The following is a 12,848-nucleotide window of genomic DNA, read 5'->3' as shown; positions in this document are numbered from 1 at the left end:
CCCCACCGAACGGAGCCATGACTTCATGTCCACGCCAAGCAGCACCCAGATCCATCTCGCCAGCCGCCCCATTGGTTGGCCGACCGACGAGAACTTCAACACCGCCACCGTTGACCTGCCGGAACTCGCCGAGGGCGAGATCCGGGTTGCCAACGAGTTCATCTCGGTCGACCCCTACATGCGCGGGCGGATGAACGACACCAAGTCCTACTCGGCACCGTATGCACTCAACGAGGTCATGACCGGCGGCGCCGTCGGCCGCGTGGTCGAATCGCGCGCCGAGGGATTCAACGTCGGGGACCCGGTACTTCACCAGCTCGGGTGGCGCGATGTCGCCCAGGGCGACGCCAGCCAGTTCCGCGTGGTGAAGGACATCCCGGGCCTGCCGCTTTCGGCCTACCTCGGCATCCTGGGCATGACCGCTTTCACCGCCTACGTGGGATTGCTGGACATCGCCGGACTCAAGAACGGTGAAACCGTGTTCATTTCCGGCGCCGCGGGCGCCGTGGGCAGCGCCGCCGGCCAGATTGCGCGCCTCAAGGGAGCCAAGCGCGTCATCGGCTCCGCCGGAAGCGCCGCGAAGGTCGAACTCCTGACCGAAAAGTACGGCTACGACGCCGCCTTCAACTACAAGGACGGACCGGTCCGCGAGCAGCTCCGCGCGGCGGCGCCGGAGGGCATCGACGTCTACTTCGACAACGTCGGAGGCGAACACCTGGAGGCGGCGCTGGATTCCTTCAACCCGGGCGGCCGCGGCGCATTGTGCGGAGCGATCTCCGTTTACAACGCGACGGAGGCCCCCGCCGGGCCACGGAACATGAGCAACATGATCACCCGCGGGCTGAACCTCAAGGGGTTCACCGTGGGCAACTACGCCGAGCACTACCCGGCATTCATGGCCGACATGTCCGAATGGCTCACCCAGGGGAAGATCGTCTTCGACGAAACCGTCGTCGAAGGCCTGGAGAACTCCGTCGAAGCGCTCATCGAGCTGATGCGCGGCGCCAACACCGGCAAGATGGTTGTGAAGCTCTAGGAAACACCGCTTCCGCGGCACCTTTTGGGTCGCAGCCGGGCCGGTTCAACGCACGCCTTCTTGGGCGCGTTGGGTCGGCCCCTTGGCGTTGGGCCGCCGGTTAGATCCGATGCGACTCGGCGTAGAACCACTGGATGTGTTCCCGCAGCAGCTCCGCTGCCCGTTTTCCGTCACCGGCGCTGACAGCTTCATGGATTCCGTGATGCTGGGCGCGCAGGACCGTTGCAATTTTGTTCCAGTCTTTGTTCCCCGGCACCGATTCGCTGACGTAGTCGGCGATGGACAGTCGAAGGGATTCCATCATCGCCTCGATCACCGCGTTGCCGGCCAACGACGAGAGCAGCACATGGAACTGTGCATCCAAGGCGTGGAACTCCTCGCGGTCCAGCCCCGGTGCGTCCATCTCCCCCAGCAATGCACCGGCACGTTGCAGCACGGCAGCGCTTCGCCGGGGGTCGGTGGTCAGGTCCGCGGATTCGGCCGCCCAGGTTTCAAGCAGGATCCTGGATTCGACGATGTCCTCCACCGACAGTTGGCGCGATGCCACATGCAGGCGGAGGGCCGCCGACAGCCCGATCGCGGGCTCCGAAATGACCACGGCCCCGGAATTCGGGCCCGAGCCGGTCGAGGTTCGCACCACGCCCATGGCGTCGAGGATGCGAATGGCATCGCGCACCGAGGCGCGGGAAATCCCGTGCGTCTCGGCGAGCGCACGCTCACCCGGAAGCTGGTCCCCCAACTTGATCCGGCCGGCACGAAGATCCGCCTCAATGCTGTTCAGGACGGTCTCATAGGCTCGGGCGGGAACCGGCCGAGTGCTTGGTTTGCTTGTCACCCGTTCATTTTCGCATGCTTCTCCAGAGCGCCCCGGTGCTCGGACATGACGCTGTTTCCGCCGGTTGGATAGACGCGCGGGCCCCGCCGACCTAGTATGGTCTGACCACATCAATTCTTCGGCAGAGCACGCCGGAAGGGCCTGACGACATGAGAATCGCACTTTTCGCCACATGCATCGTCGATGCCATGTATCCGCAAACCGCGCGCGCCACGGTCAAGATCCTTGAACGCCTCGGCCACGAGGTCGTCTTCCCCGCCGGCCAGGCCTGCTGCGGGCAGATGCACATCAACTCCGGCTACATGGACGAGGCACTGCCGGTGGTCGCAAACCATGTCGAGGCGTTCGAGTCCGAGGCCTACGACGTCGCCGTCGCACCCTCCGGTTCCTGCGTCGCCTCGGTCAAGCACCAGCACCCGGTGCTGGCCGAACGCTGCGGCGACTCGGCGTTGAAGGCGCGGGCGGAGGCAGTGGGCGCGAAGACCTACGAACTCTCCCAGCTACTGGTCGATGTCCTGGGAGTCACCGACGCCGCCGAACAGCTCGGATCGCACTTCCCGCACAAGATCACCTACCACCCTTCCTGCCACGGCATGCGTTCGCTGCGTCTGGGTGACCGCCAGCTGGACCTGCTCAAGTCGGTCGGCGGCATCGAGGTTGCCGACCTGCCCGAGGCCGACCAATGCTGCGGCTTCGGGGGCACCTTCTCCATGAAGAACGCCGACGTCTCCTCCGCCATGCTGGAGGACAAGACCAACAACGTGGAATCCACGGGCGCCTCGCTGTGTTCCGGCGGAGACGCTTCCTGCCTGATGCACATCGGCGGCGGGCTCTCGCGCACCAAGTCCGCGGCAACCACGCTGCACTTCGCCGAGATCCTCGCCAGCACCCTCGACGAGCCGGTCTCCGTGACCGGCGAGGTCCTTGTCGGAAAGGCGGGCGCACGATGAGCAACGTCTTCATGGGCATGCCGAGCCTTCCAGTGTTCGGCGACGGCAACCTGCACATCGACGAGCCGTTCCCGGCCGCCGCGCACCGCGAACTGGGCAACACCCAGATGCGTGCCAACCTGCGCCATGCCACCCACACCATCCGCGACAAGCGGCTGAAGGTGGTTGCGGAGCTTCCCGACTGGGAGGAGCTGCGCGACGCGGGATCAGCCACCAAGAACCACGTCATGGCGAACCTGCCGGCGCTGCTGGAGGAGTTCGAGAAGAACTTCACCGCACGCGGCGGAACCATCCACTGGGCCCGCGACGCCCACGAGGCCAACAAGATCGTTGCCGACCTGATCCGCGACCAGGACACCACCGAGGTCGTCAAGGTGAAGTCGATGGCCACCCAGGAAATCGGGCTCAACGAGTACCTCGAGGAACGGGGCATCTCCGCCTTCGAGACCGACCTTGCCGAACTGATCGTCCAGCTGGGCCACGACAAGCCAAGCCACATCCTGGTCCCGGCCATCCACAAGAACCGCACCGAGGTGCGCGACATCTTCCTCAAGGAAATGCCGAACGTGGACCCGGACCTCACCGACGAGCCGCGCCAGCTGGCCATGGCCGCCCGCGCGCACCTGCGCCGCAAGTTCCTCTCCGCGAAGGTCGCCGTCTCCGGCGCCAACTTTGCCCTGGCCGACTCCGGAACCCTGGCCGTCGTCGAATCCGAGGGCAACGGCCGCATGTGCCTGACGCTGCCCGAAACCCTGATCACCGTCATGGGCATCGAGAAGCTGTTGCCGGGCAAGGAGGACCTCGAGGTCTTCATGCAGCTGCTGCCGCGCTCCTCCACCGGCGAGCGCATGAACCCCTACACCTCGCTGTGGACGGGCGTCACCGAGGGCGACGGGCCGCAGAACGTGCACCTGGTCCTGCTGGACAACGGGCGCACCGCGGCGCTGGCGGACAAGTACGGGCGCACCGCGTTGAACTGCATCCGCTGCTCGGCCTGCATGAACGTGTGCCCGGTCTACGAGCGCACCGGCGGCCATGCCTACGGCTCCACCTACCCGGGCCCGATCGGCGCGATCCTCTCCCCGCTGCTCACCGGCATCAAGTCCGAGGAAAACAGCTCGCTGCCCTACGCCTCCTCGCTGTGCGGCGCCTGCTACGACGCCTGCCCGGTGAAGATCAACATCCCCGAGATCCTGGTCCACCTGCGCGGAGAGGACGTGGATTCCAAGCGCGGCGCGAAGAAGCTTCCCACCCAGATGGATTTGATGATGAAGGGCGCCGGCTGGGCGTTCTCCTCCGGCAAGCACCTGGCCCTGCTGGAAAAGGGCCTGCCGCTGGGCAAGCTCGCCGCCGGGCGCGACAAGAAGATCAAGCGCTTGCCCGGCATCGCCGCCGGCTGGACCCAGTCGCGCGACGTGCCCGCTCCTCCGGCGCAGTCCTTCCGCGACTGGTGGAAGAAGGACCATACGCCGGTTGCCCCCACCCACAAGCAGGAGAACTAAGCAGATGAGCGCCAAGGAAGAAATCCTCGCCCGCATCGCCTCCGCGCTGCACGACGCCCCGGTCCCGGCGCCCATCCCCCGCGAGTACCGCAAGACCTCGGACATGCCGCAGGCGGAGCTCGTCGAGCTATTGGTCGACAGACTGGAGGACTACAAGGCCCATGTGGATGTCGTGGAGCAGTCGGAGCTTCCCGCAGCCATTGCCGAGCGGCTCAGGGATGCGGCAAGCTACGTCGTTCCCCACGGTATCGACGAATCCTGGCTGGCGGAGGCATCGCTTGCCGACGATGCCCGCCGCCGCGTCGATGCACCGGGCGCCGTGCAGAGCGTGACCGAGCTGGACGCGACCAGTGCCGTGCTGACCTCCTCGGCGGTGTCCATCGCAGAGTCCGGCACGATCGTGCTGGACGGCACCCCCAACCAGGGACGCCGGGCAATCAGCCTCGTTCCAGACCACCACGTGTGCGTGGTTCCCGCGTCCAGCATCGTTCGGCTTCTGCCCGAAGCGCTTCCCCGCATGGACATCACCCGACCGCTGACCTGGATCTCGGGTCCCAGCGCGACCAGCGACATCGAACTCGAACGCGTCGAGGGCGTGCACGGCCCGCGACGGCTTGATGTCATCATCGTGAAGGGGCTTTGACCCCGGACGACAGGAGGTGGCACCCACGGTTCGTGGGTGCCACCTCCTTATTCTTTCTGCGTTGGGCCTTCGGGCTAGCGCCCGCCGATCACTCCCTTCTCGATGGCCTTGGTGACGGCGTCCGCCTCGGCCTGCGTGAGGGTTCCGTCGCCCACTGCGGCATCCAGCTTCGACTTCAGTGCGGTCGCCCGCTCGGTCTGGGCCGCCGCCCGGAGTTCCTCAAGGGCCGAGGTCACCTTGGATTCCTCGATGCCCAGCGAGTCGGCCAGGGACTTGGCCAGCGCCGCATCCATCGCGGTGCGGTCCGGCTTGGTGCCGTCCTGGTTGGTCCCATCCGTAGGACGCTCTGTCGACTTGTTGGCCTTCCTGAACGTGTCCAGCGCGTCACTGATCTTGCTCTCATCGACACCCAGCTTCTCGGCCAGGCCGGAGGCCATTTCCATGCCCCCGCCGCGGTGTCCGTCGGGCCCTCCGCGCTCCGAGGGCATGGACTGTGTGGTGCCGGTGGTCGCACCGGAAGAGCTGGAAGAGCTGGAATCGGCTGCGGAGGCGACCCCCGCCAGACCCAGCCCGGCGACCAGAGCCAAAGCCGCGGCGGAAGTGCCCAATGCCATCTTCTTTTTCATTGCCATGAGTGTTCCCTTCAGTGGCCGCCCGGAGCGGTACCAGTTGGTGGTCCGGCATTCCTCGCCGGCTCCCTACCAACATTGCGCGACGCTGTTATGCCGGGACTGTTCGAGAGCTAGCAACGGGCTGTGACAATGGGCAACACCTCTCGGGCGTACGCTCTTGGACCGGCCGCTACTCGACCAGTTTGCCGGCCGTCGAGACTTCCTTGATCAGCTCAGCGATTTCCTCCGGGATGGCCGGGATTTCTTCGCGGACGACGCCCGTATTTGGCGACCACACCAGATTGACCTGCAGCGCCGGATCCATCTCCGGATAGTCGCTGCGGTTGTGGCAACCACGGGTCTCGCGGCGTTCGATGGCCGCCTCGAGGGTTGCGCGGGCGGCCAGTGCCGAGGCCTTCAGGTCGAAGGCGTGCGCCAGGTCCTGGTACCCGGCGATGTCCGGGTGGATGCCCACTTCCCCCATGCGCTCCTCGATCTCGTCGAGCTTGGCCAGCCCGGCTTTCAGGCCTTCCTCGTCGCGCACCACGCCGGCGTGCTCGGTCATCATGTTGCGGATGGCGCGCTGCAGGGCCCGGACGTTTTCGTGTCCGTCGGCGGCCAGCAGGTTGTCCAGCTCCGCCCGGGCCATGGCCAGTGCCTCGGCAGAACGCGGCTGGGATTCCAGCGACGCCGAGTACTTCGCAGCCGCCCGTGCCACGATGCGTCCGAAGACCAGCAATTCGATGAGCGAATTGCCGCCCAGGCGGTTGGCTCCGTGCAGGCCGCTGGATGCCTCGCCGATGGCGTAGAGGCCGTCGACGTCCGTGCTGTGGTCCTCCGGGCGGACCCAGACCCCGCCCATCGAGTAGTGCGCGGTGGGCGCGATCTCGATCGGTTCCTGGGTGATGTCGAGCATCTGCAATTCCAGCATGGTCTGGTAGACGCGCGGCAGCCGGTCCATGATCGTTTCGCGCGGCAGGTGAGAGACATCGAGCCAGACGCCGCCGTTTGCGGTGCCGCGGCCTTCCTTGATCTCGGTGTAGGCGGCCAGTGCAACGCGGTCGCGGGTCGAGAGTTCCTTGCGGATTGGGTCGTAGCGTTCCATGAACCGCTCCCCCAGCCCGTTGCGCAGGATGCCGCCCTCGCCACGGGCTGCCTCGGAGATCAGGGTTCCCGCTGCGTTTTCCGGTTCGATAATGCCCGAGGGATGGAACTGAACGAGCTCGGGGTCGCGCAGCCGCGCGCCGGCATCGACAGCCAGACGGAACGAGTCGCCGGTGTTCTCGTCGCGGCGCGAGGAGGTGCGGCGCCAGATGCGGTTGTGTCCGCCCGCGGCCAGGATGACGGAATCGGCGTGGATGAGGTAGCGCTGACCGCTGTTGATGTCGAAGCCGTAGGCGCCGAAGACCTGGTTTCCGCGCACCAGCAGCCGGGTGATGTAGACCTCGTCCAGGATGGGGATGTCCAACTGCTGGGCGCGGTTCACCAGGCTGCGCTGGATTTCCAAGCCGGTGTAGTCCCCGGCAAAGGCGGTGCGGCGGAAGGTGTGCGCCCCGAAGAAGCGCTGCGAGATGCGCCCGTCTTCTTCGCGGGCAAAGCCCATCCCGTAGCGTTCCAGGTCGGCGATTCCCTGCGCGGCTCCGCGGGCGACGATCTCCACCGTGTGCGGGTTGGCCAGGTAGTAGCTTTCCTTGATGGTGTCGGCCGCGTGCTGCTGCCAGCTGTCATCCTCGTCCATGGTCCCGAGTGCTGCGTTGATGCCGCCCGCGGCGAGCGAGGTGTGTGCGTCGTTGCGCGGACGCTTGCCCACAGCAAGCACGTCGACCCCCATCTCGGCCAGCTCGATCGCGGCCCTGAGGCCCGATCCGCCGGTGCCGATGACCAAGACGGTGGTGGAAATCTGTCGTTCATTCTTTGTTGATGCGCTCATGTCTTCAACGCTAAGAACGGCACTTTGATTAGTCCAATGAATCCTTCGAGTCGTTTCGATGCATATAGGCTATTGATCATGAACCTGGAACAGCTCCAAAGTTTCGTGGAAGTCGCCCGAATCGGCCATTTCACGCGTGCCGCCGCGCATCTCCACCTGGCCCAGCCTTCGCTCAGCCGGCAGATCTCCACGCTGGAATCTGACCTGGGCGCAGCGCTTTTCCACCGCGCACGGGGCAACATCACACTGACTGACGCCGGCGAATCCCTCCTTCCGCTGGCCAAGCGCATGCTCGCCGACGCCGACACCGTCCGCTACGAAATGCAGGAACTGGCTGGCCTGAACAAGGGACGGGTGCGCCTCGGCGCCACCCCGACGCTGTGCATCAGCCTGGTGGCCGAGGTCCTGACCTCGTTCCATGCAAAGTATCCAGGCATCGACCTGCACCTGACGGAGCGAGGCTCGCGCGGCCTGCTGGATGAACTTGCCGGCGGGGCCCTCGACCTTGCCCTCATCACCACGTCGGAGGACCGGTCGGCCGCGTCGGCCAGCCTGCAGCGGATCCCCCTGCTGACCGAGGAACTTGTGGTCATTTCTGCGATCCACAGCCCCGCCTTGGAGGGCGTCGAGACGCTCACGCTCGCGAAACTGGCGGCACTGCCGCAGATCACCTTCCACGAAAGCTACGACTTGCGGGCGGCCACCATGCAGGCCTTCCACGACGCGGGACTGACCCCGAAGGTGGTCCTTGAAGGGGCCGAAATGGATGCGGTGCTGCGGTGCGTGGAACGCGGGCTCGGCGTCGCGGTGGTTCCGGCCATGGTCTTGGTGGATCGCCCCGGGCTGCGTTCGGCGAGGCTCTCCGAACCCCGGCTCGCACGCTCGATCAGCCTGGCCCACCGCAACGACGTGACGTTGACGCGTGCGGCACAGGCCATGCAGCGCATGATCATCGACACGGCCAACATCCTTTCGTCGAACGACGCAGCCACCGATGCCCTGATCACCCGCGCTTCCTAGTGCTGCCGGGTTCCTAAGCACAGGGCGAACGCCCCTGTCGCGAAGCTCGTGGCTCCCCCCTCTGGCGAATGGCGGAACCACGAGCCTTCCGCTTTAGTCCGCCTCGGTGACGCGTCCGGCCTTGATGTTCAGCCGTCGCTCGGCGCGTGCCGCAACGGCCGAATCGTGCGTGACCATCACGATGGTCAGGCCTTCCCTCCACAGCTTCTCGAAGAGGTCCATGATGTCGTCGCGGGTTGCCTCGTCAAGGTTTCCCGTCGGTTCGTCGGCCAGCAGCACCTTGGGGTCCTTGGCCAGGGCGCGGGCGATGGCAACACGTTGCTGCTGGCCGCCGGAGAGCTCCCCCGGCAGGTGGGTGCCGCGCTCCCCCAGCCCCACCGAGGCAAGGGATGCTGCCGCGCGCGCCGCACGCTCGGCGGCCGGCAATTTCAGCGGGGCCAGCCCCATCTCGACGTTTTCCTGCGCCGTCAGGGTGGGGATGAGGTTGTAGTGCTGGAAGACGAAGCCGATCTGGCGTGCCCTGATGTCGGCCAGTGCGCCGTCGCCCAGGGTTGAGATCGGCTTGCCCGCGAGGCTCACGGTTCCGCCCGTGGGGCGGTCAAGGGCGCCGAGCATCTGCAGCAGCGTCGACTTGCCGCCGCCGGTCGGCCCCTGGATGGCCACCAGCTGACCCGTGGGGATCACCAGGTCCACGCCGTTGAGGGCATGGACCGTGCGCGACTTCTGCGTGTAGGTCTTTTCCACCTTCGCGAGCCGGAACATGGCTTGTTCGGTCCCGGTCTCGGGCACCAGGTCTTGTGTCAGTGTCTGTTCACTCATGTTTGTAATCTCCTTTGGTTCCTAGGCAACCGAGCGCAGGGCCTCGGCCGGCCGCAGGCGCGCGGCGCGCCACCCGCCAAGAATTCCCGCCAGCAGTCCGCCGGCGATCGCGATGGCCACGGCGACCGCGCCGACCATAGGCGTGATGGGCAGGTTCAGCACCACTTCCGCCGCGCTGCCCACGGCGTTGGCGACGGCGGCCGGGCCGCCCTGCATCGTGCCAGGCCCACCGGCTCCGCCGGCTCCCATGGGTCCCGTTGCCGCCGCCGAGGCGCTGAGCGTCGGGGCGAAGAAGTTGATGGCGAGGATCCCGGCCAGACCAATCAGGATTCCCAGCGCGCCACCCAACAACGACTGCACCAGCGATTCGCCGGCCACCTGGCGGACGATGCTTGAATTGCGCCATCCGATGGCCTTCAACGTGCCGAACTCACGGGTGCGGCGTGCCACCCCGGAAAGGGTGAGCAGGATGGCCAGCAGGAACGCCACGGCCAACACGGCGATGGAAAGCCACGTGCCCAGCGACGAAACGAGTCCGGATGCCGTGGACAGCGACCCCGACACGGTGGCGGCCAGGTCCTCCTGGGTGTTGACGGTGTTCTCCGGCAGGGCCGCCTGCAGCCCCGTCTTGACCGCGGCGATCTGCGAGGCGGATAAGGCCTGCACGTAGACGGTGCTGACCTTCTTGGCGTTGTCGGAAAGCTTCTGGGCAACATCCAGGGGGATGTAGGTGTTGGACGCCGTTTCTGCGTCCGCCCCCGACCCGGCGACGATGCCGACGATCGTGAACTTGGTCCCGGCGATCTCCACCTTGTCCTTGAGCTTCAGTTCCTCGGTGGTCGAGTAGGTCGCATCGACCACCAGGTTGTTCTTGCCCGCGTCGTCCGCGGACAGCAGCCTGCCGTCCTGCAATGTGGCGGAGGCCAGCGGACCGATCGTGTCGGACTTGGAATCGACTCCCATGACGCTGAAGGAGTTCACGTCGAATTGCCCGCCGCCACCCGGGCCCGCTCCCTGCGGCGGGGTCGCGTTGGTGCCACCGGAGGTGGATCCGGTGGTCCCGCGCTGGGGCAGCTCGCCGTCGAACGTGGAATTGGTCAGTGCCAGCACGCCCGAGGCGGCCTTCACCCCGTCCTGCCCGCTGACTGTGTCCACCGCCGACGCGTCGAAGGTCGCCGTCCCGCGGCCGCTCATCAACACCGATTGCGACACCGCCGTGGTGCCGTCGGAGGTTGTCGTTCCGGCGTCTGCATCGAACTCGAAGCGGGGCCCGCCGCGGCCTTCGCCTGCCGCCGGGGGCGTGGGTGTTGCGGTCACGGTGATGTCGGTGCCTACCCCGTACACCGACGCGAGCGCCGCGCCCTGCGCGTCCCTGACACCCGCGGACAGGGAGTTGACGATGACCACCAGACCGATGGCCAGTGCCATGGCGATCGCGATGATGGCCGTCTGTTTCCGCCGCCCCGAAAGCTCGCGTCTCAAATAGCGTGTGAACATGCCGATCCCTTCATTGCGCGGACACTTGCCGCGCTCGAAGTTCAAGTTATGCCCAAGTCCTGTGCCCTGACTTGGGCTGGCCTGTGGCCTCAATAAGGGTGGGCTGTGCCGTCACTGTGCCCAGGCTGTGCGGCCGGCCGCCGCCCGCCCGCGGTGGACGTGTTGGTGCCAACAGTCGACACGGTCCCTCGTGTCGGCGGCTGCGACTAGGCTTAAGGGCGAACCCATTCGCTCCAACTCATTGCTGCACCGTGGGCTCTGAAACGACTCTCGAGGATTCTCTTGCCATTCACACTGGCCCACCCGGCCGCCGTCCTACCGTTCCTGCGCCAGCCCTTCGTCCCGATCGCGTTGGTCGCCGGGGCCATGGCCCCGGATGTTCCATACTTCCTCAAGGTCCCCACGACTAGCGGCTCCTGGTACGAACCGTTGGTCAACGGCGGCAACTCGCACGACCTGGCTCAGATCCTGACCGTCGGATTCCCGCTGGCGTTGCTGCTCGCCGCAGTCTTGTGGCTTGTGGCGAAGCCGGTGCGCTGGTCGGTCCCCGACGCGTGGGTTCCGGCAAAGGAAGGGCTGCGCGGACGCCGGCCAAGCAGCGCGCGCATTGCCCTGTGGACGTTCTACTCGCTGATTCTGGGTCTGGTCACGCACATCGCGTGGGACTCGTTCACCCACTCCTACGGCTGGGTGGTCCAGAAGCTTCCGTTCCTGGCCGCGCAGCCGATCGCCGGGGTGCCGATCTATCGCATCCTGCAGCACGGCAGCACGCTGGCCGGACTGGTGATCCTGGCGCTTTGGTACCTCAAGCGAGTCAAGGCAGCCCCCGCTCCGGAACGTGGCGGCAAGGCGAAGGGTGCAGGCCTGCGCCTGGCGCTGCTGCTGTCGGTGCTCGCAATATCAGCCCTTGCCGTCGCTGGTTTCGCCGTGGCGGGGGAACTGTCCATCGGCACTGCGTTCACTCTCGAGACGTTCCTTTGGACCACCATCACCCACGGCGGAGCCGCCTTGGTCGTGGCACTGGTGATCTACGCAATCGTGTGGCACGCCGTAACTGTGGCCAAAAAGTTACGTGTTGCCGCAGGGTCCGGCACCCAGGCCTGACTGCTGCCACCACCGCTTTGCCACCGCCCTCGGATCGACGATCCGGGGGCGCTTTGCATTCTGCATACAGTCATATCAGTAGATATTTCCACTATCGACAACCCTTCATTCAACACAATGCGCGGCGGCAAAAAGACCTTCACGACCCGAACAGAAGCTTTCCCGTCCGGCCAAGATTAATCGAACAATTTCACGATGCAGATAAAAACTTCCGCAGAATGGGTGGCGCAGGTCACATGATCTTGCTATCTTGGTGTTTGCCAAAGGCGGGCTTCCCGGTCGGGAAGTTATCTACCAGGCGCTACTAATCCATCAGCCATTTCGAAGCTGCGGACAGTCGCCTCGGGAAACGAACCATTGGCGACACCGATCCAGCTCTTCGTCTGGAGCATAAGGAAGTCGCCACCATGTTTAGCACCACTGTTTCAGCGGAACACCTTGCGGCAGCAGTCGCCATCGCCGCGGAGAATGTCCGCAATGCCGGAGGTCCCTTCGGCGCCCTGATCGTCACCGCCGACGGATCACGCTTCGAGGGAGTCAACCGGGTCACCGCAAACAACGACCCCACGGCCCACGCCGAAGTCACTGCCATTCGCAACGCCTGCTCTTCCCTGGGCACCTTCGACCTGAGCGGGGCAGTTCTCTACACCAGCTGCGAACCCTGCCCGATGTGTTTGGCCTCGGCACTCTGGGCGCGCGTCTCACGCGTGGTCTTTGCCGCAAACCGGCACGATGCGGCGGACGCCGGATTCGACGATGCCGCCTTCTACGAGTTCTTCGAGGGCGACGCCGCCGACCGCGCCAAGCTCATGCCGGTGGAACGAATCCCGGACGACGGTTTCGACCACCTCGAGCCCTTCACCCTTTGGTCCTCGCTCGACACCCGTGTCGAGTACTAGGT

The 12,848-nt window shown here is 65.8% G+C and carries 12 protein-coding genes; 7 read left to right on the top strand and 5 right to left on the bottom strand.

Annotation, left to right across the window (positions count from 1 at the left end; translation table 11 throughout):
• Positions 1–25: 25 nt before the first annotated feature.
• Entirely contained in the window at positions 26–1,036 is a 1,011-nt protein-coding gene (locus ACIQLF_RS03520; RefSeq protein ID WP_400294361.1) for an NADP-dependent oxidoreductase, read from the top strand.
• Positions 1,037–1,136: 100 nt separating this feature from the next.
• Here ACIQLF_RS03520 and ACIQLF_RS03515 read toward each other — a convergent pair whose 3' ends face one another.
• Entirely contained in the window at positions 1,137–1,871 is a 735-nt protein-coding gene (locus ACIQLF_RS03515; protein ID WP_400294359.1) for a FadR/GntR family transcriptional regulator, read from the bottom strand.
• A gap of 149 nt (positions 1,872–2,020) precedes the next feature.
• Here ACIQLF_RS03515 and ACIQLF_RS03510 point away from each other — a divergent pair, with 149 nt between their 5' ends.
• The 3 genes from ACIQLF_RS03510 to ACIQLF_RS03500 are packed head-to-tail and all read left to right on the top strand — an operon-like array spanning position 2,021 to position 4,966.
• Positions 2,021–2,821 carry a (Fe-S)-binding protein gene (locus ACIQLF_RS03510; RefSeq protein WP_400294357.1) on the top strand — a complete coding sequence of 267 codons (801 nt, stop codon included), beginning with the start codon at positions 2,021–2,023 and terminating at the stop codon, positions 2,819–2,821.
• Positions 2,818–4,323, top strand: coding sequence for a LutB/LldF family L-lactate oxidation iron-sulfur protein (locus tag ACIQLF_RS03505; protein WP_400294355.1), 1,506 nt, complete (start codon positions 2,818–2,820; stop codon positions 4,321–4,323). The genes ACIQLF_RS03510 and ACIQLF_RS03505 overlap by 4 nt, the downstream gene beginning before the upstream one ends.
• 4 nt (positions 4,324–4,327) lie before the next feature.
• The gene (locus tag ACIQLF_RS03500; RefSeq protein WP_400294353.1) at positions 4,328–4,966 is read left to right on the top strand and encodes a lactate utilization protein C; all 639 of its coding nucleotides are present in this window, start codon (positions 4,328–4,330) and stop codon (positions 4,964–4,966) included.
• 74 nt (positions 4,967–5,040) lie between these two features.
• Here the strand turns inward: ACIQLF_RS03500 and ACIQLF_RS03495 are convergent, their stop codons facing one another.
• Together ACIQLF_RS03495 and ACIQLF_RS03490 are read right to left on the bottom strand one after the other, a co-directional pair.
• Positions 5,041–5,598: a hypothetical protein gene (locus ACIQLF_RS03495; RefSeq protein WP_400294351.1), complete on the bottom strand. Its 558-nt coding sequence runs from the start codon at positions 5,596–5,598 to the stop codon at positions 5,041–5,043.
• A 169-nt stretch (positions 5,599–5,767) separates the two neighbouring features.
• Entirely contained in the window at positions 5,768–7,507 is a 1,740-nt protein-coding gene (locus ACIQLF_RS03490; protein WP_400294349.1) for an L-aspartate oxidase, read from the bottom strand.
• A 78-nt stretch (positions 7,508–7,585) separates the two neighbouring features.
• Between ACIQLF_RS03490 and ACIQLF_RS03485 the strand changes: the two genes are divergently transcribed.
• Positions 7,586–8,527 (top strand): LysR family transcriptional regulator, encoded by a 942-nt coding sequence (locus ACIQLF_RS03485; protein ID WP_400294347.1) that lies wholly within the window; start codon positions 7,586–7,588, stop codon positions 8,525–8,527.
• Between the two features lie 93 nt (positions 8,528–8,620).
• Here ACIQLF_RS03485 and ACIQLF_RS03480 read toward each other — a convergent pair whose 3' ends face one another.
• Together ACIQLF_RS03480 and ACIQLF_RS03475 are read right to left on the bottom strand one after the other, a co-directional pair.
• A complete protein-coding gene (locus ACIQLF_RS03480; RefSeq protein ID WP_400295024.1) occupies positions 8,621–9,289 on the bottom strand; it encodes an ABC transporter ATP-binding protein in 669 nt (222 codons plus the stop codon).
• Between the two features lie 78 nt (positions 9,290–9,367).
• A complete protein-coding gene (locus ACIQLF_RS03475; protein ID WP_400294345.1) occupies positions 9,368–10,843 on the bottom strand; it encodes an ABC transporter permease in 1,476 nt (491 codons plus the stop codon).
• Between the two features lie 282 nt (positions 10,844–11,125).
• Here ACIQLF_RS03475 and ACIQLF_RS03470 point away from each other — a divergent pair, with 282 nt between their 5' ends.
• Positions 11,126–11,947, top strand: coding sequence for a DUF4184 family protein (locus ACIQLF_RS03470; RefSeq protein ID WP_400294343.1), 822 nt, complete (start codon positions 11,126–11,128; stop codon positions 11,945–11,947).
• Positions 11,948–12,354: 407 nt separating this feature from the next.
• A complete protein-coding gene (locus tag ACIQLF_RS03465) occupies positions 12,355–12,846 on the top strand; it encodes a nucleoside deaminase (protein WP_400294341.1) in 492 nt (163 codons plus the stop codon).
• Positions 12,847–12,848: the final 2 nt, after the last annotated feature.

Origin of the sequence: Paeniglutamicibacter sp. NPDC091659 (assembly GCF_044756805.1) — a bacterium.
In the GTDB taxonomy this organism is placed as follows: Bacteria; Actinomycetota; Actinomycetes; order Actinomycetales; family Micrococcaceae; genus Paeniglutamicibacter.
The sequence above is the reverse complement of the archived record's forward strand: the minus strand, read 5'-3'. Positions and strand labels throughout refer to the sequence as shown.

Excerpts from the sequence above, each read along its gene's own strand:
- ACIQLF_RS03485 (WP_400294347.1), top strand. The coding sequence starts at position 7,586 with ATGAACCTGGAACAGCTCCAAAGTTTCGTGGAAGTCGCCCGAATCGGC.
- ACIQLF_RS03500 (WP_400294353.1), top strand. The coding sequence starts at position 4,328 with ATGAGCGCCAAGGAAGAAATCCTCGCCCGCATCGCCTCCGCGCTGCAC.
- ACIQLF_RS03495 (WP_400294351.1), bottom strand. The coding sequence starts at position 5,598 with ATGGCAATGAAAAAGAAGATGGCATTGGGCACTTCCGCCGCGGCTTTG.
- ACIQLF_RS03510 (WP_400294357.1), top strand. The coding sequence starts at position 2,021 with ATGAGAATCGCACTTTTCGCCACATGCATCGTCGATGCCATGTATCCG.
- ACIQLF_RS03475 (WP_400294345.1), bottom strand. The coding sequence starts at position 10,843 with ATGTTCACACGCTATTTGAGACGCGAGCTTTCGGGGCGGCGGAAACAG.
- ACIQLF_RS03465 (WP_400294341.1), top strand. The coding sequence starts at position 12,355 with ATGTTTAGCACCACTGTTTCAGCGGAACACCTTGCGGCAGCAGTCGCC.
- ACIQLF_RS03490 (WP_400294349.1), bottom strand. The coding sequence starts at position 7,507 with ATGAGCGCATCAACAAAGAATGAACGACAGATTTCCACCACCGTCTTG.
- ACIQLF_RS03480 (WP_400295024.1), bottom strand. The coding sequence starts at position 9,289 with ATGTTCCGGCTCGCGAAGGTGGAAAAGACCTACACGCAGAAGTCGCGC.
- ACIQLF_RS03520 (WP_400294361.1), top strand. The coding sequence starts at position 26 with ATGTCCACGCCAAGCAGCACCCAGATCCATCTCGCCAGCCGCCCCATT.
- ACIQLF_RS03505 (WP_400294355.1), top strand. The coding sequence starts at position 2,818 with ATGAGCAACGTCTTCATGGGCATGCCGAGCCTTCCAGTGTTCGGCGAC.